We start from the raw sequence: 18692 nt of genomic DNA, 5'->3' as shown, positions 1-18692 counted from the left end.
TGGCACAGGCACAACGGCTCGCGGGCTATGGTCTAGACGTTTTGAAGAAGCTGTTTAGAATGAAATAGCCCTGGTATTATTCAAAAGTTGAATTGCCGTCTAAGAAATATTTAGAAGGATTATCGCTCGCTTTAATATTTGTTGAACAACTCCATAATAGTTAGGATTTTCTAACCCTTCTAATTCATGTTCGATATCTTCCCAATCCCCTAGCTTGCTTTTCCACTTACCATCCTCTTCTTGTCTGGCTGCGTGCTGTGGCTGGCCGTTATAGGTGTATATTGCTATTTTTTGAAACCCCGGTTCAAGGTCACGATTATCACAAGGTTCATATCCAATAGTTTGATAAGCTTGGATAAAAGCTTCCAGCGTTAACTCTCTTGAAACACCATCCGGCCAGTACCCATCAGGGTCTACCGGGTCCCATCTGCATTCTTCTTCTCCAGCAACAAAAGCAAAGCAATTATAATCTACTGTTTCTTCACTTGTTACTTGATATTCAGTAAGCTCTAAGTTAGGAAATCTCAATATTTTTCGGTACTCTAGCTTACCACTCATAACCGTGTTCTTTTCCCCATTGTATCCAGGCTTGGGCCATTTGCTTCATCCGGCCGCGCTGTTCTGGTTTTACCGGATTGTCACCAGTAATTGCCCTCAATGCCCAAAACCAATGGTCTGGCTTTTGTTCGAGGTCACGCAAAATCAACGGGATAACTGGCTGTCCCATGCCGATAATTCTCTGATAAGCCTGGTGCATTGATTTCTGTGTAACTAATGATAGCATCCCCGTCTCGACACGCCATTCTTCGGCGAACTTCTTAAACTCTGCTTCTAGTTCTACCTTGCTTTTAATCGGGAAGTCATCAGCAGGAATTCCTGAAGGCAACAAATATACTTTTAAAACATCTTTGGCTTTTGATGCCGCTTCTAAAAAGCTATTCGGCATCAACAAGTTATTAAGCTTTTCACAAAATCGCTCTTTTTCTTCGGTTGATAAGTTAGAGAGGTTTTCAAATTCATCAACAGCCGCAATAAGCTCCTCTGCTAGTTCTTCCACTGTCCAAGCATAAGTTTTCTTTAAAGCGTATATAGGAATAATACTCTCTAGTATATTGACTAAATCATCATGGTTCGTGTTTTCTACCTCTGACTCTACGTTTCTGACTAAATCATCAATAGGCAACGCAGGGACTGTTTTTCTCAAGGCAGTCAAAATAGCCTCAAACACTGAGTTGTCCAAGGCTATAATTTTTTCGATGCCGGATTGATATTGGCGATGTATTTTTAAAGAAGGCATATTAGTTGTCTTGTCTTTGCTAATAGAAAGTTAACTTGAGACTAATTGGCTTACTTATACATTCCTTTAAGCACAAAGGGTAAGGTGCGCCTCGCGCACCCTACAAGTAGAGTCTTTGCGTAAGTCCTAAATTAGCAATCTTACCCAAATCCTCACATTTTGCTGATAATTCTTTGCAGGATTTCCAAGCCTGATACCGCTTGCCAGCCAAACAGCCCCAAGAGCACAATATTCAGAAAGATGTGAGTGTTTCTCGCCCAATCATTGCCTTTTTGCATCAAAGGAGTCAGGGAGGCTGCGATCGCAATTATTGCCGTCATTCCCAATCCTGCTAGCAAGTGCGGCCCGACAAATAGTTTGCCGTTGTTGATGTAGGTGACGGCCATTCCGCCGACTGCACCCGTTACCATCAAGGCTAGCAGCAAAGAACCCATCTGGTGATGCTTGATGTTAAATTTACCCTTAATTAACTCTTTTTTGACTTCGCCTTCCGCACTTCTGGTACGGCGGATTTGCAGGCCGAGATACAAAGCATAAAATGAGATGGCCAGCAATACCCACATTAAAACTGGGTGGAAGAATTGGCTCCAAACTTTCACTGACTGGGGAATTTCGAGATTCATAGTGTTCTGAGGATTAGCAAACATACTTCATAAAACTTAGCATACCAGTCAGGCCGTCTCGTGCGACGGTAAAAATATACGGTATGAGAGACTATTATGCCTGCCACTAAACAAGACACTGTATTAATCCAAGCCGCCAAGACTGGCAACATTATTCACGTCCAAGCTTTACTCGCTAAGAATGTTAACGCTAACGCCAAAGACTCTGAGGGGACGACGGCTTTGATGTTTGCGAGCCAAAAGGGCTATACAGAAATCGTGCGTATTCTACTAAACAATGACGCTAATGTCAACCATGTGAGCAGGCGTTTTGGCTTGACAGCTTTGATGCTGGCGGCGGCTCACAAACAGGCTGACTCTGTGCGGCTGTTGCTGGCGGCGGGTGCTGATGTTAATGCTAAAAATGATGATGGAAGTACGGCTTTGATGGCGGCTTCTCTGAAAGGTGATATCAATGTTATCCGGCTTTTACTTGATGCTAATGCTGATGTAAATGTACAAGATAAAGATGGAGATTCTGCTCTGAAAATAGCTGCTTTATCCGGGCACGAAGCTGTTGTCAAAGCTTTGGTGGATGCGGGTGCTGTTGCTGACAATTCTATGCTGTTTTTAGCTGTCCGTCAAGGTAGCGCTGAAATTGTGCGAATTTTGCTCCAGTGTGGGGCGGATGCTAATGTTAAAAATCTAGAAAGCAAAACTGCTTTGATGCTGGCTGCGACGGCGGGAAATTTGGCTGTTGTCGAGGCGCTGTTGGCTGCTGGTGCTGATGTCGAAATTCCCGACAAAAACGGAGAAACTGCTTTAACTTTGGCTGCAGATGCCGGCAATACTGATGTGGTGCAAACTTTGCTTGGTGCGGGTGCTGATGCGAATGTGAAAAATGGAGATGGGGGCACGGCTTTGATGGCCGCTGCTGCTGGAGGAAATTTGTCGATCGCCCATATCTTACTCGATGCTGGCGCCGATATCAACGCTAAGGATAAAGATGATGAAACTGCTTTGAATTTTGCCGTGGTTGAAGGCTGCGAAGATGTCGTGGAATTGCTCTTAAACCGAGGTGCTAGTGTCGGTTCTAGAAATCGGTTGGGCGATACGCCTTTACTGGTGGCGGCTGTTCACGGCCATAGTGCGATCGTATCGGCTTTGCTGCAAAAAGTAAACTCAAATCCCGCTGATTATCTGAATGCTAAAAACTTTGGGGAGACGGCTTTGACGCTGGCTGCGTTTCACGGACATACCGAGACGGTGAAGGCTTTGCTTGACGGCGGTGCGGATCCCAATGTCCCGGCGGATTTGGGGAAAACGGCTTTAATGAAAGCGTGCGATCGGGGTTATGTGGCGATCGTCCAATTATTAGTCGAAAAAGGTGCGGATGTCAACTTGCTCGATGATTCCGGCGCAACCGCTGTAATGTGGGCTGCACATCGGGGTTGTGTCGGTGCTGTACAGGTTTTAATTGATGCTGGTGCAGAACTAAACCACAAAAATCCGGGAAATTATACAGCTTTAATGCTGGCTGAGTTTAAACGTTATTCCAGCGTGGTGAAATTGCTCAAAAGTGCTGGAGCCCTGGAGTAAGAATGAAATAGTTTTGAGTAAGGTAATTCTGTCATTCTGAGGGTAGGCTTTGGGAAGTGAAGAATCTCAGATATCGGGACTTACGCATTGTAAAGGTGTGGCAATAGTTTGAGATTCTTCGCTTCACTCAGAATGACAAAATTAGGTGATTAGTGCGTCCAGGACGATGAATTATATCAATTTCGGCTGCGCCGCAAGGATATCAAATGCGCGCTTCATCGTCGGGCGTAAAGTCGAATCCCGATGCCAACAAAAAATTCGCGCAATTTTCATTTTTTTGACTCACAGTCAACAGTCAACAGTGAACAGTCAACAAGCATTCCGGTGCAACCGGAATCGATATTAACCTCAATTTGCTTTACGTACCCAGCCGTTAATAGTAAAGCGACTATCAGCAAAAGCTTTCGAGGGACAGCTAACTCGCAACACTTCGTGCATATAGCGACTTAGAAAAAATACGATGCTGTTATTGCGAGGCTCAACGGTTCTGAATGTCTTGTCCGCCACATAAAAATTGTTCTCGATTTTGCTGTCATAAATCTGCAACTCGCCACCTGAAAAAGCCTTGGGTTCTCGATAGAAATAGTAAACGTAAGTAAAAAATCGGCTGGCGGTATCTGGCGAGCCGCTGTCGTTGTGAAGTTTATAAAAGTTGTTGTCATTGTGCATGGTTAGCTGAGCTTCTATCTCACCCAGGGGAAATGACGGAATATTTAAACTTTTCAGCACGTCGGGGAGAATTGCTTTGATGCGATTAACCATCAGTTCCGAAAATTCGGGGAACGAGTGGAGTACCATCGAACGGCGGTAATCTTCGGCATTGGTTGAGGTGCTGGTACTCACAAATTCTGATTCTTTTGCTAAGACATATTTAAGGAGTTTGTTCTTTTCTGCGGGGGTCAAAAAGTTGTCTATTTGGGCGTAGCGAGATATTAAATCGTCATTTACAGGTGGCGCAGGGGCAGGAATTTCTGCGGGAATTTGTGCGGGGATTTCTACAGGAGTTGCAGGCTGCTGCGATTCCAGTTGCTGCAAGTAAATTGGGGGTTCTGTGACTAATCCGACTAGGTGTTCGCCGGGAAAAAAAAGGGTGGAACGCCCGTCGTCTATGGGGATTTGAAATAAGGGCGAAAAACTGAGTGTTTGTTGGGTGCGATCGACTAATGTTTTGATCAGGCTGTGCAATAATGGTGTATCAGATTTGAGGGTGACGGTGCATTGATGTCCCCCGGTTAGCAGGATTTTGACTTTTATGTCTTGGGGTTTAATTTGCTGTTGAATTGTGGTATTCATAGCCGTTAGTTATAGAAGAAGGAAGAAGGAAGAAGGAAGAAGGAAGAAGGAAGAAGGAAGAAGGAAGAAGGAAGAACAAAAATTTAATCATTGCTTGAGGGCTGGCTAGAAGCCCATCCCACAAGAGAATTGACTCTTGTGGAATAGGCATCTTCCCTGTTAGTGACAGATACCTAAGATGTCATTACTACACTAGGAACTTAATTAATGCAAGAAGTGGCGGATGTCGGTGAAAACCATTGTGATTCCGAGTTGGTTGGCGGCTTGAATGGAATCTTGATCGCGCATACTTCCTCCCGGTTGGACGATCGCAATTATGCCCGCCTCAGCCGCAGTTTTGACTGAATCGTCGAAGGGGAAGAAACCATCGCTAGCCAAAATCGCTCCTTTGCTTTTGTCTCCTGCTTGTTCTAATGCTAGTTTAACTGAGCCGACGCGGTTCATTTGTCCGGCGCCGACACCGATTGTAGTGCGATCGCGCGTCACAACGATCGCATTTGATTTGACGTGTTTCGCTACTTTCCAAGCAAACAGCAATTCTTCCAACTCTCCCGCCGTCGGCTGTTTCTCAGTAACAACGCGCCATTTGCTAGTTTCTTCTACTATATTATCTGAGTCTTGCACCAGCAAACCGCCTGCAATAATTTTAACAGTTTGTGGCGGCCCTTGAGTCAAATCTGGCAAAATTAATACTCGAACTTTCGCCTTTTTCTTGATAATTTCTTCTGCTTCAGGTTCGCACCCCGGCGCGACGATACATTCTAAAAAAGTTTGAGTTAAGGCCGTTGCGGTAGCAGCATCAATCGGGCGATTTAGGGCGACAATTCCGCCGAAAGCTGAGACTGAATCGGTGTCGAAGGCTTTTTGATACGCTTCAGAAATAGTTGTTCCCAAGGCTGTACCGCAAGGATTTGTATGCTTCAGAATAGCGGCGGCGGGTGTGTCCGGGAATTCTACGATTAGCCGCCTTGCTGCTTCTAAATCTACTAAATTATTGTAGCTTAATTCTTTGCCTTGCAGGATGGTGCTAGTCGTCCAGCCTGTGGGTGTACTTCCGCTTTGATACCAGGTGGCTGCTTGATGGGGATTTTCGCCGTAGCGGAGAGTTTGCAACTCTTTTCCTGATAAATTAAACTGCTGTGGTAGCGAAGATGCTTCAGGGGATTGGCTGCTGCTGAGATAAGTTGCGATCGCGCGATCGTAGTTGGCTGTATGTTTGAAGGTTTCTAAGGCGCATTTTTGCCGAAACTCTAAGGATGCTTCGCCGCCATTTTCCCGCAGTTCTTTTAAATAAGTATTGTACTGTTCTGGGTCGCACAAAACTGTCAAATGAGCGTGGTTTTTGGCGGAAGCTCTCAACATTGCCGGCCCGCCGATATCTATCTGCTCAATTGCGTCTGCTAGAGTAACTCCTGGCTTAGAAATTGTCTCTTCAAATGGATACAAATTGACTACAACTAGATCGATCGCTCGAATTTTATTTGCGGTTAAATCTGCGAGGTCTTCCGGTACATCGCGGCGTGCTAAAATGCCACCGTGGATTCGTGGGTGAAGTGTTTTGACTCGCCCTCCCAAAATTTCGGGAGAACCAGTATATTCCGCAACTTTGGTGACTGGGATGCCTGCTTCTTTGAGGGCTGTTGCTGTCCCGCCACTACTAATTATGTCAAATTCAAATTCTTCTACTAGACTGCGCGCTAAGTCGATTAGTCCGCTTTTATTGGATGTGCTCAGAAGTGCTAGACGTGCCATTGGTTTGAAGTTGCGATCGCAAAAATAGATAGGTTATATTCTATATCACATCTGCCTGCAGGGAGATGATTTGGTAATGGCTAATTATGATCCTTTTTAAGAAAATAAAGATGAGTTCGCTTATTTTTGACCATGTTTTTTGTCAAACTTATATAATATTTTATACTGACCAGTGGCTTCTAAATATGTAGAACTTGCGCGTGGAACTGGTTATTTTGTGAGTGCGAGGGGGATTGAAGCCATATCCAGCTTGCACAGTTCGTGTCGCTACGTAAGTGTCAATGTTGTTGAAATTACTTAATAAAAGTTAATAGATAATGATAGGGCGATCGCTCTTGAATTTTAACGATGTTTTAGGATGAATTCTAAAAGTAATGTGCTAGCATCGGGTGTAAATTGCTATATCCCTAAATTTCCCGGAAAATAGGGCGATCGCACCACCTTAATCTAGAAAATAATTTGGTAGGGTAGAAATATGTTTTTTCAAGAAGCTGATCCAGAAAATAAACTCAGTAATATTAGCAGGAACCATAAAAAAACTGCTTCCCATCTGACCAATAGAACAGGCTATCAACAGATGACCAAAAAAAGAGCAGAGAATTCGACCGAGGCCAATATTTCCGAAGCTTATAGTCTTAGTTTGTGCGAATTGCAGCAGATGGAGCGAGCAATGGAACAGCTAAAGCATGATTTGAAAGCTAGCGAATCTCGGTTTCGGAATGTGATCGAAAAAAATGCCGACGGCATCGCAATCGTCAACAAGCTAGGACTTATTTGTTTTGCCAACCCGTCAGCAGAAGCCTTGTTTAACTGCACCGCAGACGAACTTTTAGGGCAAGCATTTTTTGGCAATTTAGTAGTAGAAGTTTCAGCTTGCGACCTTGAGATGGCGACGGATATTATTCCCCAAGTTGGAAAAACAGAAGCACCAGGAACTCGCGTCGTGCAAACAGAAGTTGAAGCTATTCGCAAGCAAAAAGCAAATGCTGTAGTAGAAATGCGGGTGGTGGAAACGGAATGGGATGGAGAAATAGCTTATTTAGCTACGCTACGCGACATTACCGATCGCAAGCGCGCAGAAGAAATGCTTTGGTTGTACGATCGAGCTATAGCGGCTACTAGCACTGGAGTTACCATTTCTGACGCCACTGACCCCGAAAATCCAATTATTTATTGCAATCCCGCATTTGAAAGCATGACAGGTTATCGGCGGCAGGAAATTATCGGAAAAAACGGCCGATTTTTGCACGGAAGCGATACTGATCCGGCGGCAGTAGAAATAATTCGCCAAGCCTTGCAAACAGAAAGCGAATGCAAGGTAATATTAAAGAATTACCGCAAAGACGGAACCGCGTTCTGGAATTGTTTCTCAATATCTCCTGTGCGCGATCGACTGGGCAAATTAACTCATTTTATTGGCGTACAGAGAGACATCACTGAGCGCAAACAAGCCGAAGAAGCCTTGCATAATTCTGAAGCACAAAGCAGAGAACAAGCCGCTCAACTAGCAGCCACACTTAACGAACTCAAAGCCACTAATTCCCAATTAGTTCAAAGCGAAAAAATGTCTAGTTTGGGATTGCTACTGGCTGGAGTAGCTCACGAAATTAACAACCCAGTCAGCTTCATTTACGGCAATCTCGCTCATCTCACAAATTATACTCAAGACTTGTTTGACCACCTCGAACTTTACCAAAAGCATTATCCTAATCCAGTCGCGGAAATTCAACAGGAAAGAGAAGAAAATGAACTCGATTTTTTAGCTGAAGATTTACCTAAAATACTATCCTCAATGAGCATGGGTGTCGAGCGGATTTGCCAGATTGTGCAGTCGCTGCGGAACTTTTCGCGGCACGACGATTCACAGATGAAACCCATTAACCTCCACGAAGGTATTGACAGCACGCTGTTAATTCTCAATCACCGTTTGAAAGGGAACGGAGAAAAGCCGCCAATTCAAATTGTCAAACAATACGCAGAATTGCCGACTGTTGAGTGTTTCGCTGGGCCGATAAATCAAGTTTTTATGAATATTCTCAGCAATGCTATCGATGCTTTAGAAGATGCGAACAGTAGGCTAAATTGTCAAGAAATGCTAGAAAATCCCAGCCAGATTAGGATTGGCACGGAAGTTGTCGGCAATTTTGTAGAAATTAAAATTGGTGACAACGGGCCGGGAATAACTGAGGAAGTCAAGCAGCGCATATTCGATACATTTTTTACTACCAAACCCATTGGTAAAGGCACGGGAATGGGTTTGTCAATTAGCTATCAAATTATTGTAGAAAGACACAACGGCGAATTAAATTGTACGTCCGAATTGGGCAAGGGCACGGAATTTACTATCAAAATTCCGATCGCACCTTAGCGCAGAGTGCGTAATCCGCACCTTACCAACGTGATATATAGGCAAGCAAGCGAGCGGGACTCTCGCACTCGTAAAAAACGATTTTTCTCGTTTTTTATCGTTCCCAGACTCTTGCTGGGAACGCATACTTAGAGGCTCTGCCTCCCCATTTTAGAGACAATCCTAGGGTGCTTTTCTGCTCACCTTACCCGCATAAATAGTGAATTAAAAAACCTCCGCACCATCCAACTTCTTAAAAGTTTCAACCTTAGCCCTCGCCGCTTCCCCACAAGTCTTCGGCGTCGGAAACATTTTTCCAGGATTCGCCAAACCTTTCGGATTAAACACCTGACGCACCCACTGCATCGTCTCCAAATCTACCTCGGAAAACATATCCGGCATAAAACACTTCTTGTCAGCGCCGATGCCGTGTTCCCCCGAAAGACTTCCGCCAACTTTCACACAAAGCCTGAGAATTTCTCCGCCCAATTCTTCCACCTTTTCCAGCGCACCTTTTACCGAGTTATCGTACAGAATCAGCGGGTGCAAATTCCCGTCTCCGGCGTGAAATACATTAGCAATCCGATAACCGTATTTCTCGCTCAAATCCTCAATTTCTTTCAAAACATAAGCCATTTGCGTCCGCGGAATTACGCCGTCTTGCACGTAATAATCCGGGCTGAGATGACCCGCCGCTGCAAAAGCAGCTTTCCGCCCTTTCCAAATTTTTAGGCGGGTTTCCGGGTCGCTTGCTGTCGTGATATTTCGTGCTCCGTTATGCTTGCAAATATCAGCAATCCGCTGTTTGTTTGTGGCAACTTCCACTTCTAAACCGTCGATTTCTACGAGGAGAATTGCCGCCGCATCGCGGGGATAACATCCAGTTGCCACCACATCTTCCACAGCATTGATGCTGATGTTGTCCATGATTTCCATGCCGCCGGGAATAATGCCAGCGCTGATAATATCGGAAACCGATTCGCCCGCTGCTTCTATACTGGAAAAATCCGCTAGGAGAACGCAAATAGATTCAGGCGCTTTGAGAATTCGCAAAGTAACTTCTGTAGCGATTCCTAAAGTGCCTTCGGAACCGACAAATACACCAGTTAAATCGTAACCGGGCATTTCGGGAATTTCGCCACCGACATCGACAATTGAACCGTCGGGCAGTACCAATTTTAATCCTAAAACGTGATTCGTTGTGACTCCGTATTTGAGGCAGTGAACCCCGCCAGAATTTTCGGCAACGTTGCCGCCAATCGAACAAACAATTTGACTGGAAGGATCGGGTGCGTAGTAGAAACCGGCGCCGCTAACTGCTTGGGTTACCCAGTTATTAATTACTCCCGGTTGCACGACTACTTGCTGATTTTCTAAGTCTACTTTCAGGATTTTTCGCATCAGGGCAGTGACAATCAGCACGCAGTTTTCTACAGGCAAAGCGCCGCCGGAAAGGCCGGTTCCTGCGCCTCTAGCCACCCAGGGAATTGAGTTGCGATCGCATATTTTGACCAATTGCGCCACTTCCTCCGTAGTTCGAGGCAATACCACCACGGCGGGGCGCTGGCGGTAGCTGGCGAGTCCGTCGCACTCGTAGACAATCAATTCTTCGCGGCGCTGCACAACGCCATTTTTGCCGACTACAGCCTCGAATTCTTTAATAACGGGTTTCCAGTTGCGTTCTGTTTCTACGGCTATCATTAGTGATTTTTATTAGGGAACTATCAATAATATTGTTGCAAATTTTACTAAGTTTAGGCAATTATTTTTCTAAGGGTTACAATATTGACACAGGGAAGGATCGGCAGTCTCTCGACCGTCGGGAAATAGTTTTTCTTTAGTATAACCGCAGTTTTTGCATTTATAGATTGCCGATCGCACTAGCTGAGTCGGAAAATAGCAAAGTCCGCAGGGCAATCCGATTTTCGTCTCAGCAATATCGAATCCCGGCCAAGCGCACTCCGGGCAGAATTGCTTAAATTTTTTAACTAAATCGAGAGTTGCATTTTCGATGTTTTTCATCCGAGTTGGATTGTACATCGCCCGCATATCTGTTTCGATGTGAACTCGGCCGGTTGACGATTTTTCAAAGCCTGCTGTTACAGCGTCAAAAAGTTGTTTTTCTGTCTTAATGCCCTTGACAATTTCGCCGTTACCGAGGGCAGCATCGCCAACTATAACCACCAGTGCGTGATCGGGAAATCCCGCTTTTTTAGCAAAATCATCTGCTTCTTCTATACTGGAAACTAACTGGTGACTGTAGTTAGTTTCAACCGAGAAAGAGTCGCCAATTAGTTCTAGATTGTTGGATCGATCTAATAAAATCACTATTTCTCTGTTAGCTGGAAGATACGGCATCATTGGGTGAGGACCGAAAGTACCTTCGCTGGCAAAGCCAAGAGTTTCGCCCGCAATTTCTAGGGCTTTTTGTGCTTTATGGCGAGCCGCTTCTATTTGTGTTCCTAAGCGTTTAACTTCTCTGGTGAACGTGCCGAATGCGTCAGTGTCAAGCACCGCAGGTACTAAGATATTTACACCCAATTCTCGTTCCAACACTGGAGCCATCACCCGTTCTTTTTGGTGCATGGTAGCAAGAACTGCGGTACGATCGCTCAATAATTGATTGGGATTCACAGGCTCAGAAATATTAGACATACAGCAGTATCATTTCATAACAGAAGGCTCAAATATACCCTTTGACCTAAGTTATCAATTCAGCACTCAAGCGTCAATCTTAAAAGCGATCGCTAGTTGCCTCCAGTCACCCCCCCAGCTTGACCTCTGAGTACAAAAATTACTCCTGTCATAATTAGCCCCACGCCTACCAACCGCAGCGGCGGCAAAGGCTCGTGAAATATAAGTTTGCCGCCTAAAACAGTAAACAGATAACTAATTGACAGTAAAGGCGAGACTATGCTAAGGTTTGCCCGCGACAAAACTACAATAAAGCCGATCGAAGAAATTGCATACAAAGAAAGACCACCTACTATCAACGGCTGAGTAGCCATTGCTAGAATTTTTTCTATTAAATTAGCAGCGCCAATGGGCCCTAATATTTTAGCTCCTGCCTTCAGACTAAATTGACCTGCGACGCCGCACAATATTGCAGCAAGCAATAACATAAAAACGCTTCTATTCATAAATTTACTAACCTATAGTACAATCAAAAATTGCCGTTCCCACAAACCTGAAAAACTTTAATTAAGTTTTGTTAGATTTTATTCACCACTAATATTTTAAGCAGAGATACGGGAAAATCAAGTATGGTCGATCGCGATCGAGAGTCGAACAAATATATGGCAGAGCAGACCAACCCAAACGGAGAATATACTCTAGAACTATCAATACTCATGCCTTGTCTGAACGAAGCAGAAACTTTAGAAATCTGCATCGAGAAGGCACAGAAGTCCCTGCGCGAACTTGATATTGCAGGCGAGGTCATCATAGCAGACAACGGCAGCACTGACGGTTCTCAAGCTATCGCTACCAGAATGGGAGCGAGAGTTGTGCCCGTAGCAGCCAAAGGCTACGGCAGCGCCCTGATGGGAGGCATCATTGCAGCGCGCGGAGTTTATATTATCATGGGCGATGCTGACGACAGCTACAATTTTTCCAACCTCGGCTTTTTTGTCAACAAATTGCGAGAAGGTTTCGACTTAGTAATGGGAAACCGCTTTCAAGGGGGAATCAAACCGGGTGCAATGCCGCCGCTGCACAAATATTTAGGAAATCCGGTGCTGACATGGGTTGGGCGGCTATTTTTTGCAAGTCCCGTGGGCGATTTTCACTGCGGACTCAGGGGTTTTAGGAGAGACTCAATTTTGAAACTCGACTTGCAAACGACGGGGATGGAATTTGCTAGCGAAATGGTGGTCAAGGCATCTGTGTACAAGCTGCGGATAACTGAAATCCCAACGGTACTTTCTCCCGACGGCCGCAGCCGCCCGCCGCACTTGCGAACTTGGCGAGATGGCTGGCGGCACCTGCGATTTTTGCTGCTTTACAGTCCTCGGTGGCTGTTTTTGTATCCGGGTACTGCGCTGATGATTTGGGGTCTAATTGTTAGCATTTGGCTGTTGCCCGGTACTCAAAAGATTGGGAGTATCAGCTTTGATGTACACACGCTGCTGTATGGTGCGATCGCAATTATCATCGGTTTTCAAGCAATAACTTTTGCTTTTTTCACCAAGATTTTTGCCATCAGCGAGAAATTCCTGCCAGAAGACCCCAAACTCAACAAAATATTTCGCTATGTCACCCTAGAGACAGGATTGATTGTCGGAGTCACGCTGATTTTAATCGGAATATTTGGCTCGTTCCTATCATTAACTATCTGGAGCAAAACTGCTTTCGGTTCTCTCGATCCTTCTAAAACTCTGCGTTTGGTTATTCCCTCGCTCACTTGCCTGACTGTTGGTTTGCAGATGGTTTTGTCGAGCTTTTTTCTCAGCGTGCTGGGGTTGAAGCGTAGGTAATAACATTAAATTTACTGCCAACATTCCTCAAAACTAAATTTTCATGCAGAGGAAGTTCAGGGCGATCGCACTGCAGGCAATATCGGGGCGATCGCAATGCAGGGAAAATCAGGGTCGCAGGAGCCAAATTTCAGACTATCTGGTATAATCAAACAGCCAGCTCTAATAATTTTCAATAGCTATGAACTATGAAAACTCAAGAACTTCGCCAGAATCTTAAGCAATCCATAGATCGCTTATCTCCTGAACGGCTGATCGTTGTGGCTGATTTCTTAGCTTATTTAGCAGAACGTGAAAGCAATGAAGCTACGGTGGAATTATTAAAAATTCCCGGTTTTCTTGAAGTATTTAATAAAGCCCAAAAAGATGTAGCAGCAGGTAAGGTGACTTCAGTTGAGCAACTCAAACGAAAATACTGATGAAAGTCTAAAGTTTTATTCAGTCGTTCTTAGCTTTGATGCTCAGGAGTTTTTTGAAGAAGCATCAGCTTCTTTACAACGCAAGCTAGATAGATGTTTTGAGATGTTGAAAACTGACCCTCGCAGTCATCCAAATATTAAGCAACTCAAAGGCGAATTAGCTGGATACTATCGCTATCGCGTTGGAGATTATCGGGTAGTTTATGACATTGATGATGAGCAAAAGCGTGTGGTTGTGACTGTTATTGCTCATCGTCGTGAAGTGTATTAGGGCGTACTTTGGGAAGAAAAGGGCGATCGTACATTTATTTATTCACTGCTTTTTATGTGATGTTCAACATAAGAGCGCAGCACAGCATTCATTAGAGATTGATAACCTTTTCCTTGGCTTTTAAACCAATCTAATACATCGCTATCAACTCTTAAAGAAATAGCTTGTTTTGTCAGTGGTGTTACGAGTTTTGCTTTTGCCCAAAAATTCGCATCTAATTCAGGAATATCAGAGGTATCGATCGCAGATTCTGGAATATTTTCTAATTCTTCAAGTCGTTTGCGCGAGATAGTCATAGTAGGTATTTTTTTCTTGACGAGTGGCTTTTCTTGCAGAGATGATGCGGATAGCTCCATTTCTTTCAGTATGCGCTACGGTAACGATAACGACACCTTGTATGGCACCAATACTGATTTCTCGGATTTCTCCGTAGTCGAAACGCTCATCAATGGCATTAAAAACGATTCCGTCAAAGATTTCTTGAGCTTCTTCAAAGCTAATGCCATGTTTTTTGAGGTTTTGGGCGTTTTTATTTTCATCCCATTCAAACTGCATGATAGTGTATATACAAAACGTATCTACTTATAATATAGCATAACCGGATCGCACTTTAGGAAAAAAGGGCGATCGTACTTCCCTCGATCCTAAATTGCTATAATGACAATCAGCCCAAAAATCTCAACATAAAGCCTATGTCTACTTATAGCGAGGTACTGAGTCAGGCTCAAAATCTTACTCCTGATGAGCAACAGCAGCTTTTAGAAGTATTGTCAGCTTTGATGCGCGATCGGGTAACAACCCAGACTGAGGGTAGCAGTGAAAGATTGCCCAGGAAAAATTTAAAGAGATGGCGAGGTTTTTTGCCGTATCGTGTGGATGCTTTGGAATTCCAGTTGCAACTTAGAGAAGAATAGGATGATTAATAAATATCTTCTCGATACCAACATCCTGATTCATTTGTTCAATACTAAAGTTGCTATTATTTATTGATAATCCCACAGACTAGGAGATTAAGATGCAAGTCAAAGACATGACAGTTGACCAATTGCGGGACTTAATTCGGCATACCGTGGAACAGTGTTTAGAAGAATATTTGGGCGATCCTGATGCAGGTTTAGAAGTTAAGGAAGAAGTCAAGCAGAAATTGTTAGATTCAATGAAGCGCAAACAAGCAGGAAAAAGTAGCGTCGAACCTGGGGAAGTTTATCAAAAACTTGGCATGAAATCGTAATGAGCTATTCGGTTGAGTTGACTGCAGAAGCTCTGGTTAACCAAGAAAGATTGACTCAGGCTGTGCAGGAGCGTATAGGTAATAAAATCAATTGGTTGGCTGAAAATTTTGAACAAATTACTCCTATGCCGTTGTCGGCTAATCTGGCAGGTTTCTTTAAGTTAAGAGTGGGTGATTATCGGGTAATTTATTCTTTTGATGATGATTTAAAGGTGATTACTATTCACCAGATTGGACACAGGAGAGAAATTTATGATTAACTGAAGTGCGATCGTACTTTGGGAAAATAAGGGCGATCGCCATTCCTTCGATCCTAAATTGCTATAATAACAATCAGCCCAAAAATCTCAACATAAAGCCTATGTCTACTTATAGCGAGGTACTGAGTCAGGCTCAAAGTCTCACTCCTGACGAGCAACAGCAGCTTTTAGAAGTATTGTCAGCATTGATTCGCGATCGGGTAACAAGCCAGACTGAGGGTAGTAGTGAAAGATTGCCGAGAAAAAATTTAAAGAGATGGCGAGGTTTTTTGCCGTATCGTGTGGATGCTTTGGAATTCCAGTTGCAACTTAGAGAAGTGTCTTGGTAACTCGCAATGCTGAGGATTTTAAGCGCGTTGATGGGTTAAGAATGTTGAATCCATTTGATTAAGTTGGGCGATGTGTTGACTGAGCCTAGGTATCTTTTTTTCTACTTACGACAGCTCATAAGTCGCTCAAACACGTTTACCATAGTAAAGTAATGAAATGGATGACTATGCCAAAATATGTGGGGTAAATGACCCTCTGGTGCTGACTCTTGATAAATTAGACGAGAATCCTTTTCCCATCCTATTATGTCATAGAATTTACGCATGGAATCCAACTGAGCGGAGAAGTTAAGTTCGTCGTCGCTACTTTCAATTTTTTCTCGCCTGTTAAATTCTTTTTTCTCATTGTAAAGACGAAGATAAATATCCGACCAAATCATAAATTGAACACTAAAACCAAAACGTCCTTCGCTGTATTTGACCCACAGCCTGTCTATAGTACATATATCTGTGCAAGGAATTCTTGGTATTTTCCTTTTTTGAGGATCGGGATCCATTAGCTTAAGGTCTATAGAGGAAATTTTTTCAAAAAGAGATTTAGTTTCCTTATTAGCGGATTCAAAATCTTTAACTGCTAGACAATGCCGCAGGTTTCGATAATCTATCCCTACTGCTGAACTCAGATCGTCATTCAGTTGACTTTCATCAATGGTCGGGGATCTTATTTCATTACGATTAGGAAGGCTAGGAGTTTGATTTTCATTTTTATTAACTAAGACAAAGTAAGCAATAGTGGCAATCACAATTACAATTAGAATTAATGTCATCATTATCAATCCTTATCGACAAATATTTTATATATAACGGAGAGCTTAAGAAATGATGGCCCTTGCGCCCTCTCTCATCTTTCCCACTACCGCATAGTAGATCCGAGAGAGCGATCGCCCAACCTTTAACTTTTCCTGTAAATGTGGGCGATCGCAACTTTTTTCAATCAATCCTTCAATTTTTTAAGCGTAGTTGCGTAGTAGTCAGCTTTACGCAAAGCCTCACCCTTTGAGTCGGCTTTACCAGCAGACTCACTGCCAACATATACTTCGCCAGTACCTTTGTCCCAATAAACATAGTATGTAGAACCGGATGGCGTTTTAACTTCACCAATTTTATCTTTAGCCATTGTTGACTCCTAGTCAGGTATAATCTACATAATGTGCGAAATTCTAAGTCGTGTAATTCGGAACTGTCGGGACTGACCCCAGACACCCCGCAAATGCCCAAAATATCCACAATAACGGATGTAGCACGATCGCCCTCAGTGCAACCAACCTCCACTCCAAAAATCATACAATGACCACTTTGGATCATCGCCCCCCACTCACTTTAGAAAATGTTATATTTTGTTATCTAAAAAGTTATAAAAAATAAGTTATAATAACTAAAAATTACCCCAGACGCGCTCTATGGAGCTTAACGAAGTCTTAAGATTTGCAGATGAAAAAGTTTTTTCCACAACAGGAAAGCACTTAGACGACCTGCAAGAAGCTATTTTAAAAGAAGTGCTGCAAGGTAGAAAATATGCAACAAGAGTAGCGCAAGACCGCGATTGTAGTGAAGGGTATGTTAGGGTTGCTGCTTCTGAATTATGGAAGATACTATCAGATGTCTTCGGCGAAGAAGTTAGTAAAGTAAATGTTAGAGCAATACTAGAAAGGGCAAAATTTTATACTAATTTTTCACCAACTATTGGAAGCGAGAATGTAACAGTTAATAATAACCTCAATGTTTGTCAAGAAAGGGCGAGAAGTCCAACAGAAGCTCAAAACCCCCAACAAACTCCAACCCAACTCCACATAGACTTAGGCGACTCACCCGAAATATTCACCTTTTTCGATCGCACTTCCGAACTCTCCACCCTCGAAAACTGGATAACCCAGGATCGCACTCGCCTCATCGCCCTCCTCGGAATCAGCGGCATCGGCAAAACAACCCTCTCCCTGGCCCTAATCGATCGCATCAAAACCCAATTCGATTACGTCATCTATCGCAGCCTGCGCTTTTCCCCAACCCTAGACGCAACCCTCACCAACCTCCTGCAAATCTTTTCCCAACAATCAGAAATTTCCCAAAACATCGAAACCAAAATTGCCCAAATCCTCGATTACCTGCGAAAAAACCGATGTCTGATTGTCCTCGATGATGTACAGATGCTTTTGGGCAGCGGACAACTAGCGGGACAATATAAAACTGGATATGAAGATTATCAGTTATTTTTTAAACTTATTGCCGAAGTTTGTCATCAAAGTTGTTTGATATTGAATAGTTGGGAAAAACCCAGAGAAATTGCCAGATTATCAAAATATCATCATCCCGTGCGATGTTTGGTATTGGGAAGTTTAGGAGAAGCAGCTAAAGAAATTTTGAACTCACAAAAGTTATCTGATGAGGAAACATGGTCAACTTTGATTGACATTTATCAAGGCAATCCTCTGTGGTTGGAGTTCACTGCAACGCTGATTCGAGAGTTGTTTGGGGGAAGAGTTTCTGAGTTTTTGCACTGCGAGATGCCGATTTTAGATGAAGGGTTGCAATCTCAGTTATCTCAACCTTTTGGGCGTTTGACTCCGGCAGAATTAGCAGTGATGGTTCACCTGGCTAATCAACCTGAACCCCTTGCTGTGTCGCAAATTTTCAACAAAATACAATTTTCGCCGTCAGAAATAGTCAATGCAGTGCGATCTCTTGGAAATCGGTTTTTATTGGATGCTGTAGAACGGGAAAAGATAACTTTGTTTAGTTTGAATCCCGTGTTGAAACAGTATGTGAAAACTCAGTATCTTTCTAACAGATCGAATTAAAAAGGGCGGGAACCTTGCTCCC

22 protein-coding genes are annotated in these 18692 nt (G+C 43.6%); 10 read left to right on the top strand and 12 right to left on the bottom strand.

The annotated features are described in order from the left end of the window. Window positions 1-99: 99 nt before the first annotated feature. From QUB44_RS24610 to QUB44_RS24600, 3 genes are all read right to left on the bottom strand, one after another. The gene (locus tag QUB44_RS24610) at window positions 100-558 is read right to left on the bottom strand and encodes a DUF7689 domain-containing protein (RefSeq protein WP_333371592.1); all 459 of its coding nucleotides are present in this window, start codon (window positions 556-558) and stop codon (window positions 100-102) included. After that, a complete protein-coding gene (locus QUB44_RS24605; protein WP_333371590.1) occupies window positions 548-1297 on the bottom strand; it encodes a hypothetical protein in 750 nt (249 codons plus the stop codon). The genes QUB44_RS24610 and QUB44_RS24605 overlap by 11 nt, the downstream gene beginning before the upstream one ends. Before the next feature lie 152 nt (window positions 1298-1449). Next, a complete protein-coding gene (locus tag QUB44_RS24600; protein ID WP_333371588.1) occupies window positions 1450-1920 on the bottom strand; it encodes a DUF4079 domain-containing protein in 471 nt (156 codons plus the stop codon). A gap of 96 nt (window positions 1921-2016) precedes the next feature. Between QUB44_RS24600 and QUB44_RS24595 the strand changes: the two genes are divergently transcribed. Further along, window positions 2017-3498 (top strand): ankyrin repeat domain-containing protein, encoded by a 1482-nt coding sequence (locus QUB44_RS24595; protein WP_333371586.1) that lies wholly within the window; start codon window positions 2017-2019, stop codon window positions 3496-3498. 348 nt (window positions 3499-3846) lie between these two features. On the opposite strand, the gene QUB44_RS24590 is transcribed toward QUB44_RS24595, so the two are convergent. Both QUB44_RS24590 and purH read right to left on the bottom strand, forming a co-directional pair. Next, window positions 3847-4791 (bottom strand): 2OG-Fe(II) oxygenase, encoded by a 945-nt coding sequence (locus tag QUB44_RS24590; RefSeq protein WP_333371583.1) that lies wholly within the window; start codon window positions 4789-4791, stop codon window positions 3847-3849. 204 nt (window positions 4792-4995) lie between these two features. Then, on the bottom strand, window positions 4996-6543 hold the full coding sequence (gene purH, locus QUB44_RS24585; protein WP_333371581.1) for a bifunctional phosphoribosylaminoimidazolecarboxamide formyltransferase/IMP cyclohydrolase: 1548 nt from the start codon (window positions 6541-6543) through the stop codon (window positions 4996-4998). 577 nt (window positions 6544-7120) lie between these two features. Here purH and QUB44_RS24580 point away from each other — a divergent pair. Beyond that, window positions 7121-8911 (top strand): PAS domain S-box protein, encoded by a 1791-nt coding sequence (locus QUB44_RS24580; RefSeq protein WP_333371579.1) that lies wholly within the window; start codon window positions 7121-7123, stop codon window positions 8909-8911. 204 nt (window positions 8912-9115) lie between these two features. Here the strand turns inward: QUB44_RS24580 and glcD are convergent, their stop codons facing one another. The 3 genes from glcD to QUB44_RS24565 all read right to left on the bottom strand — a co-directional run bounded on the left by glcD (window position 9116) and on the right by QUB44_RS24565 (window position 12030). Continuing rightward, the gene (gene glcD, locus QUB44_RS24575) at window positions 9116-10591 is read right to left on the bottom strand and encodes a glycolate oxidase subunit GlcD (protein ID WP_333371577.1); all 1476 of its coding nucleotides are present in this window, start codon (window positions 10589-10591) and stop codon (window positions 9116-9118) included. Window positions 10592-10660: 69 nt separating this feature from the next. Beyond that, on the bottom strand, window positions 10661-11545 hold the full coding sequence (locus QUB44_RS24570) for a DUF6671 family protein (RefSeq protein WP_333371575.1): 885 nt from the start codon (window positions 11543-11545) through the stop codon (window positions 10661-10663). A gap of 92 nt (window positions 11546-11637) precedes the next feature. Further along, entirely contained in the window at window positions 11638-12030 is a 393-nt protein-coding gene (locus QUB44_RS24565; RefSeq protein ID WP_333166099.1) for a transporter, read from the bottom strand. 123 nt (window positions 12031-12153) lie between these two features. Between QUB44_RS24565 and QUB44_RS24560 the strand changes: the two genes are divergently transcribed. The 3 genes from QUB44_RS24560 (at window position 12154) to QUB44_RS24550 (ending at window position 14055) form a co-directional block, all read left to right on the top strand. Continuing rightward, on the top strand, window positions 12154-13365 hold the full coding sequence (locus QUB44_RS24560) for a glycosyltransferase family 2 protein (protein WP_333371573.1): 1212 nt from the start codon (window positions 12154-12156) through the stop codon (window positions 13363-13365). Window positions 13366-13553: 188 nt separating this feature from the next. Continuing rightward, window positions 13554-13784, top strand: coding sequence for a hypothetical protein (locus QUB44_RS24555; protein WP_333314250.1), 231 nt, complete (start codon window positions 13554-13556; stop codon window positions 13782-13784). Next, window positions 13759-14055 carry a type II toxin-antitoxin system RelE family toxin gene (locus tag QUB44_RS24550; protein ID WP_242719033.1) on the top strand — a complete coding sequence of 99 codons (297 nt, stop codon included), beginning with the start codon at window positions 13759-13761 and terminating at the stop codon, window positions 14053-14055. Before QUB44_RS24555 ends, QUB44_RS24550 begins: the two co-directional genes overlap by 26 nt. Window positions 14056-14093: 38 nt before the next feature. Here the strand turns inward: QUB44_RS24550 and QUB44_RS24545 are convergent, their stop codons facing one another. Both QUB44_RS24545 and QUB44_RS24540 read right to left on the bottom strand, forming a co-directional pair. Continuing rightward, complete coding sequence (locus QUB44_RS24545) at window positions 14094-14351, bottom strand: BrnA antitoxin family protein (protein ID WP_333166088.1); 258 nt, start codon at window positions 14349-14351, stop codon at window positions 14094-14096. Beyond that, window positions 14326-14610 carry a BrnT family toxin gene (locus tag QUB44_RS24540; RefSeq protein ID WP_332945908.1) on the bottom strand — a complete coding sequence of 95 codons (285 nt, stop codon included), beginning with the start codon at window positions 14608-14610 and terminating at the stop codon, window positions 14326-14328. The genes QUB44_RS24545 and QUB44_RS24540 overlap by 26 nt, the downstream gene beginning before the upstream one ends. A gap of 137 nt (window positions 14611-14747) precedes the next feature. On the opposite strand from QUB44_RS24540, the gene QUB44_RS24535 reads away from it, so the two are divergent. The 4 genes from QUB44_RS24535 to QUB44_RS24520 all read left to right on the top strand — a co-directional run bounded on the left by QUB44_RS24535 (window position 14748) and on the right by QUB44_RS24520 (window position 15875). Further along, entirely contained in the window at window positions 14748-14969 is a 222-nt protein-coding gene (locus QUB44_RS24535; RefSeq protein ID WP_333371571.1) for a hypothetical protein, read from the top strand. 101 nt (window positions 14970-15070) lie between these two features. Further along, window positions 15071-15286 (top strand): hypothetical protein, encoded by a 216-nt coding sequence (locus QUB44_RS24530; RefSeq protein WP_333371569.1) that lies wholly within the window; start codon window positions 15071-15073, stop codon window positions 15284-15286. Next, the gene (locus QUB44_RS24525; RefSeq protein WP_333054057.1) at window positions 15286-15546 is read left to right on the top strand and encodes a type II toxin-antitoxin system RelE family toxin; all 261 of its coding nucleotides are present in this window, start codon (window positions 15286-15288) and stop codon (window positions 15544-15546) included. Before QUB44_RS24530 ends, QUB44_RS24525 begins: the two co-directional genes overlap by 1 nt. A 101-nt stretch (window positions 15547-15647) precedes the next feature. After that, the gene (locus QUB44_RS24520; RefSeq protein ID WP_333371567.1) at window positions 15648-15875 is read left to right on the top strand and encodes a hypothetical protein; all 228 of its coding nucleotides are present in this window, start codon (window positions 15648-15650) and stop codon (window positions 15873-15875) included. 101 nt (window positions 15876-15976) lie between these two features. Here the strand turns inward: QUB44_RS24520 and QUB44_RS24515 are convergent, their stop codons facing one another. After that, on the bottom strand, window positions 15977-16645 hold the full coding sequence (locus QUB44_RS24515) for a GUN4 domain-containing protein (RefSeq protein WP_333371565.1): 669 nt from the start codon (window positions 16643-16645) through the stop codon (window positions 15977-15979). 164 nt (window positions 16646-16809) lie between these two features. Then, window positions 16810-16992, bottom strand: coding sequence for a hypothetical protein (locus QUB44_RS24510; protein WP_333371563.1), 183 nt, complete (start codon window positions 16990-16992; stop codon window positions 16810-16812). Window positions 16993-17275: 283 nt separating this feature from the next. On the opposite strand from QUB44_RS24510, the gene QUB44_RS24505 reads away from it, so the two are divergent. Beyond that, complete coding sequence (locus QUB44_RS24505) at window positions 17276-18670, top strand: ATP-binding protein (RefSeq protein ID WP_333371561.1); 1395 nt, start codon at window positions 17276-17278, stop codon at window positions 18668-18670. Window positions 18671-18692 lie beyond the last annotated feature (22 nt).

Origin of the sequence: Microcoleus sp. AT3-D2, assembly GCF_036705715.1 — a bacterium.
Lineage (GTDB): Bacteria > Cyanobacteriota > Cyanobacteriia > Cyanobacteriales > Microcoleaceae > Microcoleus.
This window is presented reverse-complemented; position numbering and strand designations above follow the sequence as displayed.